Raw genomic sequence first — 24,569 nt, 5'->3', positions numbered from 1 at the left:
CCCGGACCGCCCGGTTCGGCAGTATGGCGGCGACGACACGTACCGGGCCGGCTTCGGCGGACCGGCCACGACCCGCTGCATCATCGGTGGCCGTGAGCCGCCCGGAGAACGGGAGCACATCAGCATGACCGAACGGGTGGCGATCGTGACGGGGGCGGCGCGGGGCCTGGGCGCGGCCATCGCCCAGCGACTGGCGCAGGACGGCTTGGCCGTCGCGGTGCTCGACCTCGAGGAGCAGGCCACCAAGCCGGTCGTCGACCAGATCGTCTCGGCCGGCGGCAAGGCGATCGGCGTCGGCGCGGACGTGAGCGACGCGGCGGCCGTCGAGGCGGCGGTCGCGAAGGTCGTGGCCGAGCTCGGCCCGCCGACCGTGCTGATCAACAACGCCGGCATCACCCGCGACAACCTCATCTTCAAGATGGCGGCGTCCGAGTGGGACCAGGTCATGGCCGTGCACCTGCGGGGCGCGTTCCTGATGACCAAGGCGACGCAGAAGTACATGGTCGAGGCGAAGTTCGGCCGGGTGGTCAACCTGTCCAGCACCTCGGCGCTCGGCAACCGCGGCCAGGTCAACTACTCCGCGGCGAAGGCCGGCCTGCAGGGCTTCACCAAGACCCTCGCGGTCGAGCTCGGCAAGTTCGGCGTCACCGCCAACGCGATCGCGCCGGGCCTCATCGAGTCGGAGATGACCCGCAAGACCGCCGAGCGCCTCGGCGAGACCTGGGAGCACTACGAGGCCCGCCGCGCCAAGGAGATCCCGGTCGCCCGGGTCGGCCAGCCGGCCGACATCGCCCACGCGGCGTCGTTCTTCGTCAGCGAGGGCGCCGGCTTCGTCACCGGCCAGGTCCTCTACGTCGCCGGCGGCCCGCGCGCCTGAGGTCGCGCTGGCCTGGACGGCCGCGCCGACCTGGCAACGTTTGATCGGGGTCGGTGTGCTCACCGGGGTGGGGCCGCGGCTCTGCTGGTGCGGTGGTCGCGTGTCGGCTGCGGCCTGGAGGGCCGCGGTTGTGAGCGACGGCCGCGCCGGCCTGGCAACGTTTGATCGGGGTCGGTGTGCTCACCGGGGTGGGGCCGCGGTTCTGCTGGTGCGGTGGTCGCGTGTCGGCTGCGGCCTGGAGGGCCGCGGTTGTGAGCGACGGCCGCGCCGGCCTGGCCGTTCGGCCTACCGTAGAGGGATGACGACGACTGCCGGCCCGTTGACGCCGGTTTCCGCAGCGCCCGCCGGCCCGCTCGCGGTGACCGGCGGGCCTGGTCTGCCGCAGCGGCGTCACCTGGTCACCGAGCTCCCGGGGCCGCGGTCCCGGGAGCTGCTGGCCCGCCGCGAGGCCGCGGTCGCCCGGGGCGTCTCGATCACCTTCCCGGTGTTCGTGGCGGCGGCCGGCGGCGGCATCCTGGTCGACGTCGACGGCAACGCGCTGATCGACCTGGGCTCCGGGATCGCGGTGACGACCGTCGGCAACAGCGCCCCGGCCGTCGTCGACAACGTGATCAACCAGGTCCAGGCGTTCACCCACACCTGCTTCATGATCACGCCGTATGAGGGCTACGTCGCGGTCTGTGAGCAGCTGGCCCGGCTCACCCCCGGCGACCACGAGAAGCGCTCGGCGCTGTTCAACTCCGGGGCTGAGGCCGTCGAGAACGCTGTCAAGATCGCCCGGATCCACGCCGGGCGGCAGGCTGTCGTCGTGTTCGACCACGCCTACCACGGCCGCACCAACCTGACCATGGCGCTGACGGCGAAGAACCACCCCTACAAGAACGGCTTCGGCCCGTTCGCCCCGGAGATCTACCGGGTCCCGCTGTCGTACCCGTACCGCGACGGGCTGTCCGGCCCCGAGGCGGCGGCCCGGGCGATCCACCTCATCGAGAGCCAGATCGGCGCGCACAACGTCGCCGCGGTCCTCATCGAGCCGATCCAGGGCGAGGGCGGCTTCGTCGTGCCGGCGGAGGGTTTCCTACCGGCGCTCGCGGCCTGGTCGATGGCGGCCGGCGCGGTCTTCGTCGCCGACGAGGTGCAGACCGGGTTCGCCCGCACCGGCGCGATGTTCGCCTGCGAGCACGAGGGCGTCGTCCCCGACCTGATCGCCACCGCCAAGGGCATCGCCGGCGGGCTGCCGCTGTCCGCCGTCACCGGCCGGGCCGAGATCATGGACTCGGCGCACCCGGGCGGCCTCGGCGGGACCTACGGGGGCAACCCGCTGGCCTGTGCCGCCGCCCTCGGCGCCATCGAGACCATCGAGCGCGACGGCCTCGTCGAGCGGGCCCGCGCCCTCGGCGCTCGGGTGCTGCCGAAGCTGCGCGCCGTCGCCGAGCGGGTCCCGGCGGTCGGGGACGTCCGTGGCCGGGGTGCCATGCTCGCCGTCGAGCTCGTCGACCCGGCCACCGGCCGGCCCGACAGCGCCGCGGCCTCGGCGGTCGCCCGCCGCTGCCACGGCGAGGGCGTCGTCGTCCTCACCTGCGGGACCGACGGGAACGTCCTGCGCCTGTTGCCGCCGCTGGCGATCGGCGACGAGCTCCTCGACGACGGCCTCGCCGTCCTCACCGCGGCTCTGGAGTCGCTCGCCGGCTGATCGCCGTCGGGAGGACACGAGCCGCTCGCGGCGTTCTACGGTCGAGGGCATACGGACGGCCTCCGAAGTGGCGAGGCCGAGCCGTCAGCACTAGGGGCAGAGCCGGTGAGCTGTGAGCATGGGTGGCAGCGTGGCAACGGAGGCCGTTGACGCTGCGGGTCTCGCGACCGGCGGCGACGAGGGGATCCCGCAGGTCAGGTTCGTCGACGACGCGGCGGGACCGGCGGGTGGCGCGCGCTGCGTGCTCACCTGGCCGCCGGGCGCCGGCCGGCCCGCGCTGGCCGCGGTGGTCGGTGTGTTCGGCCGGCTCGGTGTCGAGGTCGTCGACCACAGCCGCCCGCCGGCCGGGGCCCGGGACTCGGCCGCCCAGGACGAGTACCTGCTGCGGCTGCCCGACGGCGCCGGCGCCGGTCCGGACCAGTCACCGGACGACGCCCGTGACGCGTTCCGGCAGCTGTTCGTGGCGGCCTGGACCGGGCAGGCGGAGCTGGACGGTTTCACCCGGCTGGCGCTGACGGCCGGGCTGCCGTGGCGCGAGGTCGCCGTCATCCGGGCCGCCTGGCGGTTCCTGCACCAGACCGGGGTCACGTTCAGCCACGGCTACGCCGAGCGGACGGTGCTCGCCAACCCCGCGTTCGCGCAGGCCCTGCTGGAGCTCTTCCGGGCCCGGTTCGACCCCGACCGGCCGGCGCGGACCCGGGAGCCGGCGGCCCAGCAGGCGGCGGCCACCCTCGACGTGCTGCTGGGGAACGTCGCCAGTCTCGACGAGGACCGCATCCTGCGCGGGCTGCGCGACGTGCTCACCACCGTCGTGCGCACCAACTTCTACCAGCGCGACGCGACCGGGGCGCCCCGCCCGGCGCTCGCTCTGAAGATCGCGTCCAGCCGGCTCGCGCTGCTGGCGCCGCCGCGGCCGTGGGTCGAGGTCTTCGTGACGTCGCCCGAGGTCGAGGGCGTGCACCTGCGCGGCGGCCGGGTCGCTCGCGGCGGGCTGCGGTTCTCCGACCGGCCCGAGGACTACCGCACCGAGGTGCACGGCCTGTTCCGCGCGCAGGTCACCAAGAACGTCGTGATCGTGCCGGACGGGGCCAAGGGTGCCTTCGTCCTGCATGAGCCGGCGCTCCGCGGCCGGGCCACCGGCGGCGGGCGGCCGGACCAGGCCCGGGTGCGGGCGGCCTACCGGACCTTCGTCTCAGCGCTGCTCGACGTCACCGACAACCTGGTCGCCGGCAAGCCCGTCGGGCCCGAGCGGACCGTCGCCTATGACGAGCCCGACCCCTACCTCGTCGTCGCCGCCGACAAGGGCACCGCGTCCTTCTCCGACCTGGCGAACGAGATCGCCGCCGAGCACGGCTACTGGCTCGGCGACGCGTTCGCCTCCGGCGGGTCGGTCGGCTACGACCACAAGGCGATGGGGATCACCGCGCGGGGTGCGTGGGAGTCGGCCCGCCAGCACCTGCGCGAGCTCGGCGTCGACGCCGGGAGCGACCCGTTCACCGCCGTCGGCATCGGCGACATGTCCGGCGACGTCTTCGGCAACGGGATGCTGCGCTCGCGCTCGATGCGGCTGGTCGGCGCGTTCGACCACCGCCACGTGTTCGTCGATCCCGACCCGGACCCGGAGGCGTCGTTCGCCGAGCGGCAGCGGCTCTACGACCAGCCCGGCTCGTCCTGGGCCGGCTATGACCCGGAGGTCCTCTCGGCCGGCGGCGGCGTGTTCCGCCGCGACGCCCGCCGGGTGGAGCTGTCCGCGCGGGCCCGCGAGGTCCTCGGCCTGCCCGCCGCCGCCGGGGACGACGACGGGATCTCGCCGGTCGAGCTGATCCGTGCCCTGCTGCGGGCCCCGGTCGACCTGCTCTACAACGGCGGCATCGGTACCTACGTCAAGGCGAGCACCGAGAGCCAGGACGACGCCGCCGACCACGCCAACGACGACGTCCGGGTCGACGCCGCCGAGCTGCGGGCGAAGGTCGTCGTCGAGGGCGGGAACCTCGGCGTCACCCAGGCCGGCCGGGTCGAGGCGGCCCACCACGGCGTGCGGCTCAACACCGACTTCCTGGACAACTCCGCCGGGGTGGACACCTCCGACCACGAGGTCAACCTGAAGATCCTGCTCGCCGGCGCGGTCGACGACGGCGAGCTGACCCGGGCCGGCCGCGACGAGCTGCTGGCGGCACTGGCCGACGACGTCGCCGCCGCGGTGCTCGACGACAGTGCGCAGCAGGCGGCCGCGGTGAACCTGTCGGCCGCCTACGCGTCGTTCTACCTGGACCGGCACCGCCGCCTGCTGCGCAACCTGGAGGCCCGCTCCGGGCTGGTCCGCTCGCTGGAACACCTGCCGTCGGAGGCCCGGCTGGAGGAGCTGCGCGCCGCCGGGGCCGGCCTGACCCGCCCGGAGCTCGCGGTGCTGCAGGCGAAGGCGAAGACGCTGGTCCGCCAGGAGCTGCTGGACTCGACGCTGCCCGACGAGCCGGCGCTCGACCTGGTCGCGCAGCGCTACTTCCCGCCGGCGGTGCGGTCGCGGTACGCGCGGCGGATCAGCGTCCACCCGCTGGTCCGCGAGATCATCGCGACCCACCTGGCGAACGAGCTGGTCAACCGGCTGGGACCGGGCTTCGTCTTCCGGCTGGAGGAGCAGGTCGGCGTGACGACCGCCGGCGCGGTCCGGGCCTGCGCGTCCGCCGTCGTGCTCTTCGGGCTCGACGAGCTGTGGGCCGACCTCGACCGGCGCGGCCGGGCCCTGCCCGCCGCCGACGAGCTGGCGGCCCGGCGCGCGGCCCGCGACTTCCACGAGCTGGCCACGGAGTGGCTGCTGCGCCACGCCCGCGGCCGGGAGGGCACGGCCACCGTCACCCGCCGGCTGCGGGCCTCGGCCGCGGATCTCGCCGCGTCGTTCGGGGTCCGCGGCCCCGCGGCCGAGCCGGGCCTCGCTGCGCGGATCGCCGGGCTCGGGGAGCTCGGCACCGCTCTCGACCTGCTCGTCACCATGCCTACCCCCGCACCCGGCCCGATTGAGGATGCCGCCGGCGTTCACGTGGCGCTCGGGGAGCGCCTCGGCCTCGCCGGACTCTACGAGCGGCTCGACGATGTGGCCGGGGACTCGCACTGGAACCTCGGCGCGAAGGGCGCGCTGCGGGCCCAGCTCACCGAGCTGTGGGCGACCCTCGACTGGCAGGTCGTCGCCACGACCCGGGCCGACGCCGTCGCGGGCGTGACCCCGATCGACCCACCGGCCGCGGACGCGGCGGACTGGCTGGCCGAGGGGCCACGGGCGATCACCTCCCGGTGGCTCGACGCCCGTCGCGAGGAGGTGGGGCCGTTGCGGGCGGTCCTCGCCGAGCTGGCCGGCGGCGCGCCGTCGGGCGAGCCGCGCCGGGTCACGGCCCGCGCCGCCGGGGTGGCGAACGCCCAGGTCGGCACCGGGCCGATCGATGTCGCCGCGGCCACCGTCGCCCTGCACGAGCTGCGCGTCCTGGTCGAACGCTTCCAGTTCGACGCGGCCGGCGTCGGCCGCCGCCTGCAGGGCAGCGGGGCCCGGTGACCACGGCCGGGCTACCACCGGTGGGGCAGGCCATCACGCGGGCGGTGACGGAGCTCGGGCGTGCCGCGACGGCGCGTGACGAGGCGGCGTTGCGGGCGGCCTGCGAGCGGCTGCGGGGCTGCGACGAGGTCCTGGTCCGCGACGTGCTGCACCGGCTGACCCTCGGCCTGGTCGAGCGGGCCTACCCGGATGGCCTCGACGGGGACGACATCCGGGCACTGTACGGCGAGGTGGCCCGGCCGGCGGCCGGCTGGCTCGGCGGCCTCGACCCGGACGCGGCGCTGGTCGTGCTCGCCGGCGCGCTGGGTGTGCACCCGCCGGACGACGCGTCGCGGCCGAGCCTCGACCGGGACGCGCTGCCGATCGCCTGCGCCCTCGTCGTCGACGAGCTGCTGCGCCGCCTCGGCGCCCGGCTCGGCCCGGAGCTTGATCGGGCCTTCGAGGAGCTGCGGGTCGCCCAGACCATGGAGATGCCCTGACGGCATGTCCGCCGCCAGGCGGAACACCTGGTGACTTGGCCTGGGTTGAACAGCGGTACCACCCGTCCGATCGACATTGAGGAGACAGCGGAGATGGCGGACCTGCTGGTGCCGGAGACACACCGGGACCTGTTCACCGGCACCACGATCATGCTGAGCACGGTCAACTCGGACGGCTCGATCCAGACGACGGCGGTCTGGTCCCTGCTCGGCGAGGACGGCGTGCTGCGGACGTCACTGTCGAAGAATCGTCAGAAGTACAAGAACCTGCTGGCCAACCCGACGGCGACGGTGTTCGCGCTTGCCGCGGACAACCCGTTCCGGTCCCTGGAGATCCGCGCGACGGCCTCGATCGAGGACGACAGCGACAAGTCGTTCCTGACCAGCCTGCTCGCCAGCTACGGACTGACCCTGGAGCAGTTCGGCGCCCCCGGCCTCGAGCCCCGGGTCGCCGTCACCTTCGACGCGACCCGGGTGCGCCCGAGCGGCTGACCAGGCCGCCGCGGCCGCCGGCGGGCCCGCGACTTCACGGCCGGGAAATTTGGCGCTGACGGGTCTGTCATGCCGGGTCGCCACAGTGTTGGTCAGATGCAGTGTTGGTCAGGCGAACATCTAGGGGCAGACCTGGACGGCCGGGCGGGGTGCCGCCGGGCCGGACGTGTTCGCCCGGCGGCTGGAGGCAGCATGACCCGGATCTTTGCCGACCTGAGGGCTCCCGAGATCGCGGACCTGTCGCCCGGGGCGGTGGCGGTCCTGCCGGTCGGGTCCGTCGAGCAGCACGGGCCACATCTGCCGCTCTCGACGGACCTGGTCGTGGCCGACAGCCTCGGCCGGGACGTCGTGGCGGCCTACGGCGACGAGATCGACCTGCTGCTGCTGCCGGCCCTGGCCTACAGCAAGTCCAACGAGCATGCCTGGTCGGCTGGCACGATGTGGCTGTCCGCGGCGACGATGCTGGCGATGCTCGACGACCTGGGCCGCTGCCTGGCGACGACGCCGGTCCAGCGGCTGGTGTTCCTCAACGGCCACGGCGGCAACAGCGCCCTGCTGCAGGTCGCCAGCCGCGACCTGCGGCTCGCGCACGGCCTGCGCACCTTCGTCATGCACCCGTCGGTCCCACCCGACCAGGGCGGGACATCGCCGGCCTCCGAGCTGGGGATGGGCATCCACGCCGGCATCGAGGAGACGTCGGTGCTGCTGCACCTGCGCCCCGAGCTGGTCCGTCTCGACCTGGGGACCCGGTCCGTGCCCGAGCACCTGGCGTCGTACGAGCGGGTCGGTTTCGGCCGTTCGGTGTCGTTCGGCTGGCTGTCCGACGACTTCGGCACCGACGGCACGATCGGCGACCCGACCGGCGCCACCGCCGAACACGGCAAGCAGCGCTACGAGGCGATGGTCGAGACCGCGGCCGCGTCGCTGCGCGAGATCGCCCGGTTCGACCCCAGGACCAGCCGGTGACGGCCGACGTCGCGGCCGCGGGCGTGCGCGCCCCGGTCCCTGACGCGCTGCCGCCCAGGGCGGACGCCGTCGTCATCGGCGGCGGGCACAACGGGCTGGCCTGCGCGGCCTACCTGGCCCGGGCCGGGCGCTCGGTCGTCGTCCTGGAGGCCCGCGGGCAGGCCGGCGGGTGCGCGTCGACCGTCGACGCGATCGGCGCCCGGGTCAACATCTGCAACTGCGACCACACGATGATCCGGGCGAGCGGCATCGTCGAGGAGCTCGACCTCGCCGCCCACGGCCTGCGCTACCTCGACGTCGACCCGATGCTCATCGCCGTCGGCTGGGCCGACGAGCCCGTCTTCATCCAGTGGCGTTCCATCGAGCGGACCGTCGACGGCCTCGCCCGCGTCGCCCCGGCCGCGGCCGACGCCTACCGGCGCTACCTCGACGTCGCGCTGCCCGCGGCGAAGCTCGTGCTGGCCGTGCAGGGCGGCCGGCCGACCACGCCGTCGATCGTCGCCACCGTCGTCGCGCGGCAGCGGCTTCGCGGCGCCAACGTGCTGCTGGACTGGCCGCGCCGCAGCCTCGTCGACGTGCTGACGTCGTTCGGCCTGCCCTCCTGGGTGATCGCGGCGACGCACACGGTCGGCCCCGCGGTCTGGGGCCTGGGCCCGGATGCGCCGGGCACCGGCCTAGGCGCGCTGGGCCTCGCGATCCGCCACCTCGTCGGCGTCGGCCGGCCGGTCGGCGGCAGCGGCGCGGTTCCCGCCGCCCTCGAACGGTACGTGCGGGCCCATGGCGGTCGGGTCGTCACCGGCGCGCGGGTGACCGGCCTCGACGCCAGCGGCGGACGGGCTCACGGCGTGCGCCTCGCCGACGGCCGGCGGGTCACCGCGCACACTGTCGTCAACGCCACCGACCCGCGGACCCTGCTGGTCGACTGGCTCGCCGGCGAGCACGCCGCCGCCCGGCTGCGCCGGCGCTGGGCCGCCGCGCCGGCCGAGGACGGCTACGAGTCGAAGCTCGACGCGGTCGTCACCGCGCTGCCGACGCCGCGCGCCGTCGCCGCCCTGCCCGAGGACGTGCTGCCCGCGGCGCTGCGCCACGTTCCGACGACGATCGTCAGCCCCACCCCGCGGCAGCAGATCGAGGCGTCCGCCGACCTGAAACGGGGCCTGATCGCGCAGCGGCCGATGTTCTTCCTGAACATCCCGTCAGTGCTGGACGAGACGATGAGGCCCGGCCCCGGCGCGCACGTGCTGAGCCAGGAGATCCTCTGGACCCCGTGGGCGCTCGAAGGCGGCTGGGGCGACCGCGCGCTGCCCTGGGGCTGGCTGGAGCAGTACGCCTCGATCTGCGAGAACGGCCCGGAGCTGCTGAGGTCGGTGCGCGACTGGCGCGCGATGACCCCGCCCGACTACGAACGCGAGTTCTACCTGCGCCGCGGCTACGTCCCGAGCTTCCCCGACGGCGTCATGTCGGCCCTGCTCGGCCGCCGCCGCGAGCTCTCCCGCTACAAGACCCCGGTAGCCGGCCTCTACCTCACCGGCGGCGCCACCTTCCCCGGCGCCGGCGTCTGGGGCGCCTCCGGCCGCAACGCCGCCCGGACCATCCTCGGCCGCCACTGAGCCGGCGCTCGACTTCATTTTCCAAAACCGGCCGGCGGTTGCCGTAGACCAATTTGCTTTTGTTCGCCCCGGGAGATATACCGGGGTTGGAACTTAAGAAGGTTGAGTACCAACCACTGGCGCGACGGGTGCCTGGGCGCTGACCACACGAGGTCATCCAGCCACCGAGTTTTGTCGCGGGCCTCCTGGCGGCCGGTGCTCCTCCGCACGGCATGAGCCTAGGAGGACCACCCAGATGTCGAAGACTGTTGCCCCTGACCAGGGGATCCGGCGCGGCCTGACGCGCGGCATGCATCAGCTGAGCGACGAGGCCAGAGCCATGATCGGTGCGCAGCGCTGGGGGCGGCTCTGGCGGCACGGTCTGGTGAACTCGCCGAACTTTTTGCTGCGATCGCGTTTGGACGAGATTTTCTGACATTTTCCCGGGCGTAGGGTACGCCACTTGTTCATGATCTCTGACCCGGAATTCCTCGGCGTTTTCGGGCCGAGCTCGATGCTCTTGTGCCTGCCGGCGGCCCGATGCCGGCGACGCTCGGAAGGATGGGCATCGTGCCCCTGGGTTACGGATTTCTCAGCACGTACCCGCCGACGCAGTGCGGGCTCGCCACCTTCACGGCGGCGCTGCGCGAACACCTGACCACCCTGGTGCCGGGAGCCCCCAGCGGCGTCGTGCGACTGCTGGACGCGCCAGCCGGGACGGGTGCAGGCCTGGCCCCGGCGGGTCCGGCCGAGGTGATAGGCGACCTGGTCGCCGGGACGAGCGGAGGCCCCGCCCACGCGGCCAGGCTGCTGAACCGTTTCGACGTCGTCCTGGTGCAGCACGAGTACGGCGTCTACGGCGGCCGGGACGGCGCCGAGGTCGTCGACGTCCTGCGCCGCCTCGAGGTCCCCGCGGTCGTCGTCCTGCACACTGTGCTCACCAGGCCGACCCCGCATCAGCGCCAGATCCTGGAGGCGGTGGCCGCGGCGGCGGCCGCGATCGTCGTCATGACCGAGACAGCCCGTGACCGGCTGGCCGCCGGCTATCGGGTCGACCAGCGCCGGGTGTCGGTCATCCCGCACGGCGCCGCCGGCGACCACCGCCCGGCGTCGGCACGGGCAGCGGCGCCCGTGCCGACGCCGGCGCGGGCCCGGCAGCCGACGATCCTCACCTGGGGGCTGATCGGGCCCGGCAAGGGAATCGAGTGGGGGATCGCGGCTCTCGCGGCGCTGGCCGACCTCGGCCCGTCCCCGCGCTACGTCGTCGCCGGCGAGACCCACCCCAAGGTGCTCGCCCGCGAGGGGGAGGCCTACCGCGACGGGCTGGTCGCGCAGGCCCGCCGGCTCGGCCTGGCCGGGTCGGTCGTCTTCGACGCCCGCTACCGTGACGCGGCCGCGCTGGCGGAGCTGGTGCGGTCGGCCGACCTGGTGCTGCTGCCCTACGACTCGCTCGACCAGGTCACCTCAGGTGTGCTCATCGAGGCGGTCGCGGCGCACAAGCCGATCGTCGCCACCCGGTTCCCGCACGCGGTGGAGCTTCTGGGCGACGGCACCGGCCTGCTGGTGGCGCACCGCGACCCCACGGCTATCGCGGCGGCGGTGCGCGCCGTGGTCACCGACGACGGTCTGCGGCACCGGCTGGCCCACTCGGTCGCGGCGCGCGCCCCGGAGCTGCTGTGGCCGGCGGTCGCTCGCCGCTACCAGCGGCTCGCCGTCGAGCTGGTCGCCCGGACCGAACCGGCGCCCTCCGTCGGCCGCGCGGTCCGGCGCTCCGGCCGGACGACCGAGCCGGCCGCCGGCGGTCCCGCGTTGGCGAACCGATGACCGTCGACGTCTCCTTCGCCCATCTGATCCGGCTCACGGACGACATCGGCCTGTTCGAACACGCCGAGGGCACCGTCGCGCGCCCCGAGCACGGGTACTGCGTGGACGATGTCGCTCGCGCGCTGGTCGTGCTCGCCCGCGAACCTGATCCGGAGTTCACCCTGATCCGGCTGCTCAAGCGCTACCTTGCCTTCGTCGCCGCCGCGCAGGCCACGAACGGGGCCGTGCGCAACCGGCGGGACGCCGACGGGCCATGGCGTGACCGGCCGAGCCTGGGCGACTGGTGGGGCCGGGCACTGTGGGGGCTGGGCACGATGGCGGTGCGGGCGCCCACCATGCGGCTGCGGGCCACGGCACGCACCCGGTTCTACGCCAGTGCCCACCGCCGCTCCAGCTGGCCCCGGGCGATGACGTTCGCGGCGCTGGGCGCCGGGGAGATCCTGCTGGTCAACCCCGGCGACGCCGTCGCGCGTGCCCTGCTGACCGACGCGGTCGCGGCGATCGGGCCGGTGAGTCGCGACCCGGCCTGGCCATGGCCGGAACAGACGCTGCGGTACGCCAACGCGGCCGTGCCCGAGGCGCTGATCCTCGCCGGTGCCTGTCTGTCGGACGAGAAGGTGCTCGCCGATGGTCTGCGGCTGCTGGAATGGCTGCTCGCCAAGGAGACCCGTGGCGGTCGTCTGTCGCTGACCCCGGTCGGCGGCCGCGGGCCCGGGACGCGGGCGGGCGGCCAGCCCGGGTTCGACCAGCAGCCCATCGAGGCCGCGGCCCTCGCGGACGCCTGCGCCCGGGCCTACGACCTGACCGGCCACCCGCGGTGGCTGGTCGGGCTACGCCAGGCGCACGCCTGGTTCCTCGGCGACAACGACAGCATGGTGCCGCTCGTCGACACCAGCTCGGGCGGCTGCTGCGACGGCCTTGAGCGTCACGGCCGCAACCTGAACCAGGGGGCCGAGTCGACCCTGGCGCTGCTCTCGACGGCCCAGCATGCCCGCCGCCTGCTCTCGGCGCCGGTGGCGTCGGCCGAGCCGGCCGCCCCCACCAGGCCGGTGCTGCCGGCCGCGCCGGCTCGACCGGCGAGCTCGGGAGCCGGGCCGTGAGCAGCTTGGCCCGGGCGACGAGCCCGCCGGTCGAGGTCACGCGACATCCCGTGACGCTGGCCGCGGACCCGGGCCGGGTCATCGCGCGGCTGTTCCTGCCCGGGGAGGAGGCCGGCGAGTCCGGCTCCCGGGCCGCCGGCATCGTCGCCCGGGTGCTCGCGCTGCCGGAGCCGGAGGTCGTGGGCCTCGTCGAGGGTCTGCTGGTGACGTTCACGCCGCGTCACCGGGACTACCAGGGGCTCCTGACCCGGCACGCCGCCGCGGTGGCTTCCCGGCTGCGGGCGCCCGCCACGCTGTCGCCGGCCCGTCTGCTGCTGCTCGGCGCGTGTTTCACCGCCGAGTACGCGGTGGAGGGCGCCGCGGTGACCAACCCCTCGGCGGTGGCGCATCCTGACCAGTCGGGGCTCGCCCCCGGAGCACTGCGGGTGGCGCTGAGCCTGCGCGGGATCGGTGAAGGCCACCTGTCCTCGATCGGCTTCGCGGCCTGTGTGGTCGGGCCCGGTCCCACGGTGCGACTGGAGCCGCGGGCCGGCCCGCTGACCGTCGGCGTCGCGGTACCGGTCGACTGGGAACCTGGCCAGCTGCGGGCCGTGCTCGTCGAGCACGGGCTCGACGACGAGGTGACCAGCGCCGTGCTCGACGGTCTTGACGGCCAGCCGGCCGGGGACGAGAGCGACATCGAGCGCGCGTTCGCTCAGGTGCCGCCCGACCTGCTCCGACGCCTGCAGGCGGCCGGGATCATGGCGCGGGTCCGGACGGCGGCCGGCCTGTTGCACCGGGTCGAGTTCCCCGCCGACAGCGCCCTGGCGCAGCGGGTACTGTGGCCCGCCGTCACGGTCGAGAGCAGCGGCATGGAGGACGCCCGCTTCGTGCGCTTCACAGCGCCCGACGGAACGGTCGACTACCGCGCGACGTACACCGCCTACGACGGCGAGCGCATCCTTCCGCGGCGACTGACCAGTCCCGACCTGAGGGTCTTCACCTCCTCCCCGGTCACGGGCCCGGCGGCGCGCAACAAGGGCATGGCCCTGTTCCCTCGGCTCGTCGCCGGTTGCCACACGGCGCTGTGCCGGTGCGACGGCGAGACGACCAGCATCACCATCTCCGGGGACGGCCATGCCTGGGGGCCGCCGGCCCCTGTCCACGCGCCGCGGTCGGCGTTCGAGCTCCTGCAGGTCGGCAACTGCGGCTCGCCCATCGAGACCCCCGAGGGCTGGCTCGTCCTCACCCACGGGGTCGGGCCGATGCGGACGTACAGCATCGGGGCGATCCTGCTCGACCTCGCGAACCCGACGACGGTGTTGGGCGCGCTGCCCGAGCCGCTGCTGTGCCCGGCTCCGGCGGAGCGGGACGGCTACGTCCCCAACGTCGTCTACTCCTGCGGCGGCCTCGTCCACGACGGCCTGCTGTGGCTGCCCTACGGCATCGACGACGTCCGGGTGGGCCTGGCCAGCGTCCCGGTAGCGAGCGTCCTCGCGCGAATGACCTCCGGGTGATCTGACCCGGCCCGCCTGGTTCGCTGGACGCCTGCCTACGCGGTCGGGTCGGTGACCTGGCCGAGGAAGAGCGGGGTGCCGATGGGGCGGTCGTGGATGACGTAGAGGTAAGGCCGGTTGACGGTTACCTTGCGGGTTGGCGCGACGATCGCGGAGATGCCCATGACGACGGCGGTGGCGGCCGCGGCCTCGGTGCCGTGCTCGTCGACGGCGACGAACGCCTCCTGCGGGACCGCGGCGATGGAAAGCCGTTCGGTCGTGGTCATGCCGCTGAAGTCGGCGCTGTCGCCGAACGCGGTCGGCATGCCCAGTGCGACCAGCGCGTCGTCGAGGCGGACGCGGGTGCGCGTCGTCCACTTCGGCAGGTCGAGCTGGACGCCGGTCACGTGCAGACCGGTCAGCAGGCTGCGCAGCGCGGTCCCGTCGAGGGCGGAACGGACAGCATCGAACCGGCCCTGATCGGGCAGGATCACCGCCATCGCCAGCTCACCGCCCGCATAGGGGACGTCGACCGCCTGCCAGTCAGGCCCGGTCGCGTAGCCCGCGTCGTAGGCGTCGACGCTCATCAGCTGTGCCTGGACGACCGAGCCGTCGAGGCGGGTGAACGGCGCGGGCTGTGCGTCGCCGAACGGGGAGTTCCAGGGGGCGCGCAGGTACAGCGCGCTGGTGAGTACCAGGCGGGTGGAGGCGTCCAGGCCATCGACGATCTTGGGAATGCGGCCCTTGGTCTGCTGGGAGGTCCAGGCGTTGATCGCCTTCGCGGCGCCGGCCGAGTCGGCGCGGTAGTCGACGAGCCGCATGCCCGCGCCGTAGTACCGGGCCAGGCTGGCCAGGAACGGCGCCTCCCACTGCTCGCCGTCCTGGCCCCAGAGCGCGTTCGCCACGTCGAGGCTGATCGTCGCCTTCACGCCGTGGATGTCCTTGCGTGCGCCGGCGCGAGCGCCCAGTGCCAGGGTCAGCGCGTTCAGCCCGGGCGCTAGCGGATCGCCGCCGCCGGCCGTGGGAGCGTGCAGCACGGTGTCCAGCTCGGTGGCCGTGCGCCCGGCGGCGCCGGCGCGCGCCATGGCCAGCGCCATCGCCGCCGAGTATGGCGAGCAGATCAGGTTGCCGGCGGCGCCGGCTGAGAGCCTCCGGTACAGATCGGCGCTGAAGGCGGTGACGGCCGCGGCGGCCCCGGGCAGCGCCGCGCCGTCCGCGGCCGCGCGGCTCTGGTCGCCGGCCGTCGCCACCGGCCCGCTGGGGGAGCCGTTCGATCCGCACCCGGTGGCCAGCGTGCCGACCCCGAGGCCGGCCGCGCCCAGCACCGCCCCTCGCAGGAACTCACGTCGCGCAAGCATGGCCGGTTGGACGCGGCCCCAGCCGGTGCGGTTCCGCGAATCCTGTCGGGTACGCGACCCGCCCCGGCGGGCGGGGCCACGGGTCAGGCGGCCGGGAGCTTGCCGGGGTTGAGCAGGCCGTCGGGGTCGAAGCGTGCCGCCGCCGCGCGGATGAGGTCGAGGTTGTAGTGCAGGACCCAGGTGTGCGGGTCGTTGACGTAGACCTCGACGTCGGCGAGCCGCGTCATCCGGTCGTAGAGGGTGTCGACGTCGTCGAAGCGCAGGAACAGCATCGACGCCCAGTCCCGGCCGCCGGTGGACGGCTGGTAGAAGCCCTCCAGGTGCAGCAGCGACTCGGGGGCGATCTCGGCGACCTCGGACCGGCGCGCGGTCAGCCCGGGGCCCGAGCACTGCAGGTGGGTGAGCTCGGGGCGGGCCTTGCGCACCCGGTAGGTGGTGTGGTTGTAGGACAGCGACGTCACCAGCGCCGGCCCCTTCGGCCGCACCGCCTCGACCCGGCCGCCGTGGCGCTCGACGATCGCCGTCGCCGCGTCGACGCTGTCCACGGTGACGATCCCGCGGACGGACAGCCGGTCGGCGGGCATCGCCGGGTCGGCCGGGCGGTAGGTCGCGACGACGCCCGCCTCGTCCAGGGACAGCAGCCGGGGCGTCGGCTCCAGGTCGAACAGCTCCAGGCCGGCGGCGACGGCGCCGTCCAGCTCCGGGAACGAGGTGAACAGCGCGGTCCAGCTCCGCGCCGGGCGCAGGGCGACGGTGGCGGTCGAGATCACGCCGCTGACCCCGTAGGCGTGTGACTGCGCGATGTTGTCCGGGTAGCCGACGTCGACCGGGGTGGCGTCGGCGGTGCAGGGCACGACCCGCAGCGAGCGGATGTAGCCGTCCCAGATGGCGCCGTTCGCGATCGAGCCGGTGCCGCCGGCGCCGCCCGCGATGAAGCCGCCGATCGTGGAGCCGACGGTCGAGGGCATGATGGCCAGCTCCTGGCCGGTGGCCAGCGCCGCCTTCTCCATCAGGACGAAGGACGCGCCGGCCTCGGCGGTGATCCAGCCGTCCTCGACCGCGAGCACCTTCGTCGCCCGGGACGTGTCGATCACCAGGCCGCCGAACAGCGGGATGCCCTGGCCGTAGTTGCCGGTGCCCTGGCCGCGGACGGTGACCGGGACGCGGTGGCGGTGCGCCGCGCCAACCGCGGCGGCGATCCCGTCGGCGTCCGGCGGGCGCACGACGAGGTCCGCGACGCCGCCGGGCAGCATCGGCTGGAGCACCGGGCTCATGTGCGCCCAGTCGGCCGACGCGGTCAGCCGCGTGGCGTCGTCCCGGGCGACGGCGCCCGCGCCGAGGATCCGGCTCAGCTCGTCGTCGAGGCTGTTGAGCGCCTCCGGATCGACCGGCGTGGCCTTGGGCAGGCGTGCCTGTTCGAACCGGGGGCGGGCCGTGGGTTCCGCCATGGGCTTCCTTCCAGCGATACAGGCCCGGTGGCCGCCTGGCAGGGCGGCCACCGGGCCCGAGCCTTTCTCCTGGAGAAACGCAAGCCCTAGGAGGTCAGGCCGATCTTCGTGTCGAGGAACGAGTTGTCGACCAGGTCGGACGGCGCGAGGCCCGTCTTGGTCGGCTTGCCCTCGCTGTCGTAGATCGGGGCCAGAATGCCGATCAGCCCCTGCACCCGGGTGGTGTCGAAGTCACCGAGGGTCGGCGTGGAGCCGTCGCCGATGATGCCCAGGGACTTCATCGTCGAGACGGCGTAGTCCGCGACGCCGTCCGAGTAGGTCCAGCCGTTGTTGTACTTGTTCACCAGGTCGACGATCAGCTTGTTCGTCGCGCCGGGGCTGCCGACGAAGTCCACGATCGCCTGCTGCATGATCGGGATCAGCTTCGTCAGGCACGGCTTGAGCGCGGCCTCCTTGTCGGCCCGCACCCCGATCGCCTGCTGGTAGAAGTTGAAGCCCGTGTCGGCGATCAGCTGGTACTTCAGCGGCTTGTCCCAGGACCGGACCTCGTGCGACCAGGTGTACGGCTCGGAGGTCGCGAAGCCCTGGACGGCGTACTTGCCGCCGGAGGCGACGAAGTTCGTCGGGGTCCCGTCGTAGGAGCCGTCGATCTGGCTCTTCTTCAGGATGCCCTTGCCGGTCAGGTAGTCCATGTAGGCGGCGCCCTGGAAGTACAGGACCTTGGTGTCCGTCTTGCCGATGTCGGCGATCGTGGTGAAGTCCGGGTGCGTGGCCGGGTCCCACTGGATCATCTGCGGGCTCTTCTCGAGCCCGGCCAGCAGCGCGACGGTCGGCTGCGTCTTCGACAGCTGGATCTGCTCGTCGGTGGAGACATAGCCGAGGGTGATGCTGTCGTCGGCGTAGAGCTGCGAGGTGACGGTCTGGAAACCGATCGCCGGGCCGCCGGCGCGGATCTGCAGCTTCACCCCGGTGTCGACGCCGCCGTGGGCGACGAGCTCACCCGTGACGGACTTCTTCTTGGTGTCGATCGACGGGTTCGGGCCGAGCAGCTGGTACTGGCCGCCGTGCTCCGACTCCGGGTTCCAGTCGGTCTGCAGCACGATCGTGCTCGGGCAGCCGGCTGCCTTCAGGTCGTACTGGGCCGGCACCGCGGCGCCGCCGGCCGACGTCGCCGGCGTGCCCCCCGTGCCGCCGGTGGTGCTGCCGCCACAGGCGGCGGCGACCAGGGCGACGGTGGCGGCAGCCGCGGTGGCGGCGACGAGCCGGCCGCGGCCCAGGCGCGCGATCCCGCTAATGGACCTAGATGAGACGGTCAACGAGTCTCCCCCTGCGTCCTCAGGCGCTGCGGCCTGGGATGGCGTTGATGGACGTGGAGCTGTACTTCGGTGGAGCGGGTGTTGCGGGTTTTCGCGGCGCGAACCTCGTGCGCCGGGAAATGGTCCGCCCGTCGCGGCACCGGTGCCGCGAAACCGGGCGACGAGAGGCGCGGCCCCCACCGTTCCTCCCGAGCCGAGGGTCAGCCGCGCTAGGGCTGGTACCAGCGGCCGACGACGCGGCGCGACAACCAGCCGAAGAAGACGAACACGGCGATGCCGAGCAGGCTGGCGACGATGGTCGTCGCCCACAGCCGCTCGCCTTCCAGCCGCGATTCGTACACCGACAGGTTGGTGCCGAGCCCGGCATTGCCCTGCTTGAAGAAGAACTCCCCGACGATCGCGCCGATCACCGAGAGCCCGGCGGCGACGCGGAACCCGGCGAACATGGCCGGCATCGCCGCGGGCAGCTGAAGTTTCCACAGCCGGGTGAGGCGGCCGGTCCGGTGCAGCGAGAAGAGCTCGTGCATGCCTCGGTCGACGGACTGCAGGCCGAACAAGGTGTTCGACACGATTGGGAAGAAGGCGATGATGACACAGACGATCGTCCGGCTGGTCAGCGCGAACCCGAAGAAGAAGCTGAGTACCGGGGTCAGCGCGAGGATCGGCACCGTCTGCAGGACGACGGCCCACGGGTAGAGGCCGTTCTCCAGCCACTTCGCCTGGTTCATGAGGATCGCCGCGAGCACGCCGAGCACGATCGAGATGGCCAGGCCCAGGAACGTGACGATGCAGGTGTACTCAAGGGCGTCCAGGATGTCCTTGAGGCTCGACCAGTCCAGGAAGCCGACCTTGACGACCTCGTGCGGGAACGGCAGCATGAAGCGCTGCTGCGGCGTCAGCGCCAGCCAGGTCACCAGGTACCAGCCGCCGATGAACACCGCGAACACGGAGAGCGGCAGCAGGAACTTGTTGACGAACCCGACCGCCCCTCGCAGCCGGAAGGCCCCCGCCTGGCCTTGTGTCACCACGAACTCGGCCGCGGGCGGCACCAGCAGGCCGTCGGGAACTGCCGGCGCGGCGGTCACGACCGGCAGCGTGCCGCCGGGCGCGGAGCCCGCCGGCGTCACGGCGTCAAGCGACATGATCCTCACTCGTCCCTGAGATGGCGGGAGACCTCGCCGCAGAGCGCGGCGAACTCGGCGCTGTACCGGATCTCCGGGACGCGCGGGTAGGGGAACGGGACGCTGACCTCGGCCTTGATCCGGCCTGGCCGCGGGCTCATCACCAGCACCCGGCTCGACATGAACACCGCCTCGGCCACCGAGTGGGTGATGAACAGCGCCGCGAACCGCTGCTGGGTGAACATCCGCAGCAGCTCGTCGTTGAGCCGTTCCCGGGTGATCTCGTCGAGCGCACCGAACGGCTCGTCGAACAGGAAGACGTCCGGGGCGAGCACCATCGACCGGGCCAGCGACGTGCGCATCCGCATGCCGCCGGACAGCTCGTGCGGCAGGTGCTTCTCGAAGCCGGCCAGCCCGACCAGCTCGATCGCCGCGGCCACCCGCTGCTCGCGCTCGGCCTTGGGCAGGCCCTCCAGCTCGGCGAGCAGCCGGACGTTGTCGCGCACGCTGCGCCAGGGCAGCAGGGTGGCGTCCTGGAACACGTAGCCGACGGACTCCGAGTGGACGTCGACCTCGCCGCCGGTCACGTCGTCCAGGCCGCTGGCCAGCCGCAGCAGGGTGGACTTGCCGCAGCCGGACGGGCCGACGACGGAGACGAACTCGCCGGGCGCGACCATCAGGTCGGCGTTCGCGAGCGCGACCGTCCCGTCCTTGAACCTCTTGCTGACCCCGGCGAAGCGCAGCGCGGCGGTGGTCGCGGGCGGGGGTTCGGTTGTCATCGTCATCGGCTTAGGCCTTCGGTCCGAAGGAGGAGCTCGCCAGCGGACGGGCCGGCCCCGGCCCGCCCAGGGCCGCCGGCGGTGCGGCGAGCTCGGAGTGCACGACGGTGTGGGCGACGATCCGCCCGTCCCGCCAGACGGTGCGGGCGACGCCGGCGGCGCCCAGGGCGTCGAGCGCGTCCGCGCCCGGGATGGCGACGAGGTCGGCGGGCGCGCCGGGGGACAGGTCGACGGTCGGCAGGCCGAGCGCCGCGCGGGGCGCCTCGGTGACCGTGTGCAGCGCGCGGGCCGGGTCGAGGTGGCCGGCGATGACCATCAGCGCCGCGACCTCAAGGGCGTCGCCCCGGCCGACGAGGTGGAACGGGTCGCGCAGGTTGTCGCCGCCGGCGGCGACGGTCGCCCCGGCGCGCAGCAGCGCGGCGACGGCGGTCAGCCCGCGCGGCGTCGCGACCGGGTGGCCGCGGCCCTGCAGGAACAGGTTGGTCTGCGGCAGCGCGACCACGGCGATGCCGGCGGCGGCGACCTGCTCGGCGATCTCCTCCTGGCGGGCGAGCGGCTGCATCGACAGGCTCACGCAGTGGCTCGCCGTCACAGCGTGAGGGAAGCCGGTCCGGCTGACCAGGTCGGCCATCGTCACCAGACTGAGCGCGTCCGGGCTGAGGGTCTCGTCGGTGTGCAGGTCGATCGGCACCCCGGCCTCGCCGGCCGCGTCCAGGCACGCGGCGACGGCCCGGTCGGGGTCGTCCTCCATGTGCGGGCAGCCGCCGGCGACGTCCGCGCCCTCGCGCAGCGCCGCGCGCAGCAGCGGGCCGGCCGTGTCGTTGACGAGCGCGACGAGCTGCAGGTCGACGACCCCGCGCCAGCGCTCCCTGACCTCGATCAGCGCGTCGAGCCCTTCGAGGCCCACCCCGGTCAGCACGTTGACGTGGGTCCGGATGTGGGTTGTGCCGAACGCGAGGTGGATCCGCAGCGCCGCCTCGGCGCGGGCGATGATGTCCGCCCGCGCCGTCGCCGGTCGCAGCGTTTCCATCGCGGCGACCGCGCCGGCCAGGTCCCCGGTCAGGTTCGGGACCAGCGACGCGGTCAGCGCCTTGTCCAGGTGCGCGTGCGGCTCGACGAACGACGCCATCAGGACGTGGCCGGACAGGTCGACGTCCCCGGGGCCCGCCCCGGCCGCGGTGGCCGAGCCGGCGGGGCTCGCCGCCATGACCTGCGCGATGACCCCGTCCACCAGCTCGACGTCGACGGTCTCGCCCATCGCCGTCCGCGCCGACCGCAACCAGCTCATGCGACCTTCCGTCCGCCGGTACCGGCTCGCCGTCCGACCACCGTGTCTCCCGTCTGGCCTGTCCCGCCTGGGCTGGTCCCGGGCCGGCCGGTCCCGCTGGCCGCGCCGGTGCGCCGCTGCGTCCGTCCGTAGGCGGTTCGTGCCCATTCACTCATGCGCCTGATGCTCCCGGTACAGCAGTCCCCACCCGCGCGGCCGGCCCGCGGGACCGGCGGCGGGCGGGCGGCCCGGACGCGCTCAGCACGCGGCGCGCGATCTCGGCCATGGCCGCGGCCAGCGCCACCTCCTGGCCGGGCGGCGCGCCACCCGAGAGGTTCACGCCGTCGACGCCGGGGATCTCCAGCATCCGTTCGGCGAGCTCCGTGCCCTCCGCGATCCCGGCCGTCTCGATCTCGGCCGTCTCGATCTCGGCCGTCTCGATCTCGGCGGTCTCGGCCGCCGTCAGGACGGCCGGGCCGTGGCCGTTCGCGTGCGGCATCCAGTCGGCGGCGGTGCCGCCCGTGATCCGGTCGAGGTACCCGGCCGGCAGCCGGTCGCCCGCGAACGAGGCGACGACGGCCGCCGACGCGGCGCTCGTGACGACCGGGACACAGGCGAGCACCAGCCCGCCGAACCCGGCCGCGCGCAGCTCGCCGACGGCGTCCGCGACCGGCCCGGGGCCGCCGCAGTGGTCGACGAACACGACGTCCGCCCCTGCGTCGATCTTGGTGAGCAGCCGGGCCAGTCGCCTGTCCGTCGGAGGCGTCGCCGGGGCGTGCGACACCGAGCACAGCGCGCCGCCGCCGCCGGCCGCCGCCGCGGCGGTCAGCGCGACCACGCCGACGCTGTCGAGGTCGAAGACCGCCGCCGCGTCCGGGCGGTGGCCGAGGGCCGGATGGTCGCCGGTCACGCAGTGGACCGCGACCGCCCCGGCGTCGAGGCAGGCGGCGATCTCGCCCTCGATCGCGACCCGGTTGCGGTCCCGGCAGTTGATGCCCACCCAGGCCGGGACGCCCGCGTCGGCGAGCAGCCGGGCCCGGTAGGACGGCGGGAACTGGACCCGGGCGCCGCCATGGTCGCCCAGCAGGCAGGCGTCGGCCGCACCGGCGAGCGTCGCGGCGCTGGCCAGCAGGCTGGCCGCCGACAGCGGTGCCGTGGGCAGGTCGGCCACGACGACCGGCCGTGTCCCCGCGGCGGCGAGGAACGTGGCGACGGCCGGGTGGCGCTCCTGGCTGGTGGCCGCGGCCCCGTCCGAGCCGGGCGCGGCGGCGCCGAGGGTCCGCGCGTACGGCCAGTCGACGGCGGCGACGTCCAGGAACGCGCAGGTCCCGAAGCCGGGGACCTCGCATGCGCCGTCCGCCCCGACACCCGCGCAGGGGCCGTGGGCCATCGTCTTCGGGCACCGGGCAGCGGCGTCGCGCCAGGCGGCGGTCGCGTGCGACCCAATGTCCATCACATGAACAAGGGTGCTGCAGTCCTCGCCGCGCCCGGTTTCGGAGTTATCAAAACTGAGTTTCAGACCGAACTCACACCGGCGCTTTCCGTGGCCGTGGCCCGGTTCTGCGCCAATACGGCGGTCAAAATGGCGCGGTCAGGCCGGGTAGCGGTGGTCCGTGGGCGGGCGCAGGTTCTCCTTGAGCGTGCGGGGAGCGGTCCAGCGCAGCAGGTTCAGCGGTGAGCCGGCCTTGTCGTCGGTGCCCGACGCGCGGGCGCCGCCGAACGGCTGTTGGCCCACGACGGCGCCGGTCGGCTTGTCATTGACGTAGAAGTTGCCGGCGGCGTACCGCAGTGTCTCGGCCGCCGCGCCGGCGGCGGCCCGGTCCTCGGCGATGACCGCTCCAGTCAGCGCATAGCGGTTCGCCGTGGGTTCGGCCAGGCCGGCGACCACCCGGTCGTAGTCGGAGTCGGCATACACGTGGACGGCGAGCAGCGGTCCGAAGTACTCGGTGGTGAAGGCCTCGTCCACCGGGTCCGAACCGACGAGAACCGTCGGGCGGACGAACCAGCCGCGGCTGTCGTCGGCCCGCCCGCCGGCCAGCACGGCCAGCGAGTCGACCCGCCGGGCCCGTTCCAGAGCCCCCGTCACCCGGGCGAAGGCGCGGGCGTCGATGAGCGCGCCGAGGAAGACCCCCGGGTCCGTGACGTCGCCCTCGACCAGCGCCTCAGTGGCCCCGACGAGATCGTCACGCACCCGGTCCCACACCGAGCGCGCCACATAAGCGCGGGACGCGGCGCTGCACTTCTGGCCCTGGTACTCGAACGCGCCGCGCAGCAGCGCCGCGCGCAGCACCGCCGGGTCCGCCGACGGATGCGCCAGCACGAAGTCCTTGCCGCCGGTCTCGCCGACGAGGCGCGGATAGCCGCGGTACTGCCCGATCCGCTCGCCCACCTGGCGCCACAGCCGCTGGAAGGTCGCCGTGGAGCCGGTGAAATGGATGCCAGCGAGGTCAGGCTCGGCCAGCGCCACGGCTGAGACGGCCCGGCCGTCGCCCGGAAGCATCGAGATCACGCCAGGTGGCAGCCCGGCCGCTTCGAGCAGGTCCATCAGGAAATGCGCGGCGAGCTGCTGGGTGGGGGCTGGCTTCCAGAGGACGACATTGCCCATCAGCCCGGGAGCCGTCGGCAGGTTCCCGGCGATCGAGGTGAAGTTGAACGGGCTGATCGCGTAGACGAAGCCCTCCAGCGGCCGGTAGTCGGTCCGGTTCCAGACACCGGACGAGGAGGCCGGCTGTTCGGCGAGGATCTGGCGGGCGAAGGCGACGTTGAACCGCCAGAAGTCGATCAGCTCGCAGGCGGCGTCGATCTCGGCCTCGTGCGCGACCTTGCTCTGCCCGAGCATGGTCGCCGCGTTCAACGTGTCCCGCCAGGGCCCGGCCAGCAGCTCGGCCGCCCGCAGGAACACCGCCGCCCGGCCGTCGAGGCCCAGCGCCCGCCAGCCCGGCGCCGCGGCCCGTGCCGCGGCCAGCGCCGCCCGGGTGTCGTCCTCGGTGGCCGCGTGGAACGTGCCGAGGACGTGCTTGTGGTCGTGCGGCATCACGACGTCCACGGCCGGTCCGCCGCCGGGCCTGCGCTCCCCGCCGATCGCCGCGGTCAGCTCGACGGGCCCGGCGGCCAGCTCGTCGCAGCGCGCGGCCAGCGCCGCCCGCGCGGCGCTCCCGGCCGGGTACGTCCGCACCGGCTCGTTGACCGGCACCGGAACGGTAGTGATCGCGTCCATCGCCCACCTCCGTCGTGTCTGGAGGTC

19 protein-coding genes are annotated in these 24,569 nt (G+C 73.9%); 11 read left to right on the top strand and 8 right to left on the bottom strand.

Translation table 11 applies throughout. The features are described from left to right. Positions 1-124: 124 nt before the first annotated feature. From fabG to FRADC12_RS01310, 11 genes are all read left to right on the top strand, one after another. On the top strand, positions 125-877 hold the full coding sequence (gene fabG / locus FRADC12_RS01360; protein WP_232303534.1) for a 3-oxoacyl-ACP reductase FabG: 753 nt from the start codon (positions 125-127) through the stop codon (positions 875-877). 298 nt (positions 878-1,175) lie between these two features. Next, the gene (gene gabT, locus FRADC12_RS01355) at positions 1,176-2,570 is read left to right on the top strand and encodes a 4-aminobutyrate--2-oxoglutarate transaminase (RefSeq protein ID WP_084010383.1); all 1,395 of its coding nucleotides are present in this window, start codon (positions 1,176-1,178) and stop codon (positions 2,568-2,570) included. A 130-nt stretch (positions 2,571-2,700) separates the two neighbouring features. Beyond that, positions 2,701-6,111: an NAD-glutamate dehydrogenase domain-containing protein gene (locus FRADC12_RS01350; RefSeq protein WP_232303533.1), complete on the top strand. Its 3,411-nt coding sequence runs from the start codon at positions 2,701-2,703 to the stop codon at positions 6,109-6,111. Beyond that, on the top strand, positions 6,108-6,590 hold the full coding sequence (locus FRADC12_RS01345; RefSeq protein WP_045875239.1) for a hypothetical protein: 483 nt from the start codon (positions 6,108-6,110) through the stop codon (positions 6,588-6,590). The genes FRADC12_RS01350 and FRADC12_RS01345 overlap by 4 nt, the downstream gene beginning before the upstream one ends. Before the next feature lie 93 nt (positions 6,591-6,683). Continuing rightward, the gene (locus FRADC12_RS01340) at positions 6,684-7,082 is read left to right on the top strand and encodes a pyridoxamine 5'-phosphate oxidase family protein (RefSeq protein WP_045878917.1); all 399 of its coding nucleotides are present in this window, start codon (positions 6,684-6,686) and stop codon (positions 7,080-7,082) included. Positions 7,083-7,274: 192 nt separating this feature from the next. After that, positions 7,275-8,048 carry a creatininase family protein gene (locus tag FRADC12_RS01335; RefSeq protein WP_045875238.1) on the top strand — a complete coding sequence of 258 codons (774 nt, stop codon included), beginning with the start codon at positions 7,275-7,277 and terminating at the stop codon, positions 8,046-8,048. After that, on the top strand, positions 8,045-9,658 hold the full coding sequence (locus FRADC12_RS01330) for a phytoene desaturase family protein (protein ID WP_045875237.1): 1,614 nt from the start codon (positions 8,045-8,047) through the stop codon (positions 9,656-9,658). The genes FRADC12_RS01335 and FRADC12_RS01330 overlap by 4 nt, the downstream gene beginning before the upstream one ends. 235 nt (positions 9,659-9,893) lie before the next feature. Beyond that, positions 9,894-10,073 carry a hypothetical protein gene (locus FRADC12_RS01325; RefSeq protein ID WP_045875236.1) on the top strand — a complete coding sequence of 60 codons (180 nt, stop codon included), beginning with the start codon at positions 9,894-9,896 and terminating at the stop codon, positions 10,071-10,073. Positions 10,074-10,207: 134 nt separating this feature from the next. Next, a complete protein-coding gene (locus tag FRADC12_RS01320; RefSeq protein ID WP_045878916.1) occupies positions 10,208-11,461 on the top strand; it encodes a glycosyltransferase in 1,254 nt (417 codons plus the stop codon). Then, positions 11,458-12,561, top strand: coding sequence for a glycosyltransferase (locus FRADC12_RS01315; protein ID WP_232303532.1), 1,104 nt, complete (start codon positions 11,458-11,460; stop codon positions 12,559-12,561). Before FRADC12_RS01320 ends, FRADC12_RS01315 begins: the two co-directional genes overlap by 4 nt. Further along, positions 12,558-14,057, top strand: coding sequence for a glycoside hydrolase family 130 protein (locus tag FRADC12_RS01310; protein ID WP_052710625.1), 1,500 nt, complete (start codon positions 12,558-12,560; stop codon positions 14,055-14,057). The genes FRADC12_RS01315 and FRADC12_RS01310 overlap by 4 nt, the downstream gene beginning before the upstream one ends. A 35-nt stretch (positions 14,058-14,092) precedes the next feature. Here the strand turns inward: FRADC12_RS01310 and FRADC12_RS01305 are convergent, their stop codons facing one another. The 8 genes from FRADC12_RS01305 to pruA form a co-directional block, all read right to left on the bottom strand. Next, positions 14,093-15,394, bottom strand: coding sequence for a serpin family protein (locus tag FRADC12_RS01305; RefSeq protein ID WP_045875235.1), 1,302 nt, complete (start codon positions 15,392-15,394; stop codon positions 14,093-14,095). Between the two features lie 83 nt (positions 15,395-15,477). Continuing rightward, on the bottom strand, positions 15,478-16,842 hold the full coding sequence (locus FRADC12_RS01300; protein WP_052710624.1) for an FAD-binding oxidoreductase: 1,365 nt from the start codon (positions 16,840-16,842) through the stop codon (positions 15,478-15,480). Between the two features lie 86 nt (positions 16,843-16,928). Further along, a complete protein-coding gene (locus FRADC12_RS01295; RefSeq protein ID WP_198152750.1) occupies positions 16,929-18,158 on the bottom strand; it encodes an ABC transporter substrate-binding protein in 1,230 nt (409 codons plus the stop codon). 209 nt (positions 18,159-18,367) lie between these two features. Further along, complete coding sequence (locus tag FRADC12_RS01290) at positions 18,368-19,300, bottom strand: ABC transporter permease (protein ID WP_052711235.1); 933 nt, start codon at positions 19,298-19,300, stop codon at positions 18,368-18,370. A gap of 5 nt (positions 19,301-19,305) precedes the next feature. After that, a complete protein-coding gene (locus FRADC12_RS01285; protein ID WP_052710623.1) occupies positions 19,306-20,064 on the bottom strand; it encodes an ABC transporter ATP-binding protein in 759 nt (252 codons plus the stop codon). Between the two features lie 4 nt (positions 20,065-20,068). Then, positions 20,069-21,346, bottom strand: coding sequence for an amidohydrolase family protein (locus FRADC12_RS01280; RefSeq protein WP_045875234.1), 1,278 nt, complete (start codon positions 21,344-21,346; stop codon positions 20,069-20,071). Between the two features lie 151 nt (positions 21,347-21,497). Beyond that, a complete protein-coding gene (locus tag FRADC12_RS01275; RefSeq protein ID WP_157488660.1) occupies positions 21,498-22,778 on the bottom strand; it encodes a methylenetetrahydrofolate reductase C-terminal domain-containing protein in 1,281 nt (426 codons plus the stop codon). Between the two features lie 138 nt (positions 22,779-22,916). Further along, positions 22,917-24,542, bottom strand: a complete 1,626-nt coding sequence (pruA, locus tag FRADC12_RS01270) for an L-glutamate gamma-semialdehyde dehydrogenase (protein ID WP_045875233.1) — start codon at positions 24,540-24,542, stop codon at positions 22,917-22,919. Positions 24,543-24,569 lie beyond the last annotated feature (27 nt).

This window comes from Pseudofrankia sp. DC12 (genome assembly GCF_000966285.1).
Classification (GTDB): Bacteria; Actinomycetota; Actinomycetes; order Frankiales; family Frankiaceae; genus Pseudofrankia.
This window is presented reverse-complemented; position numbering and strand designations above follow the sequence as displayed.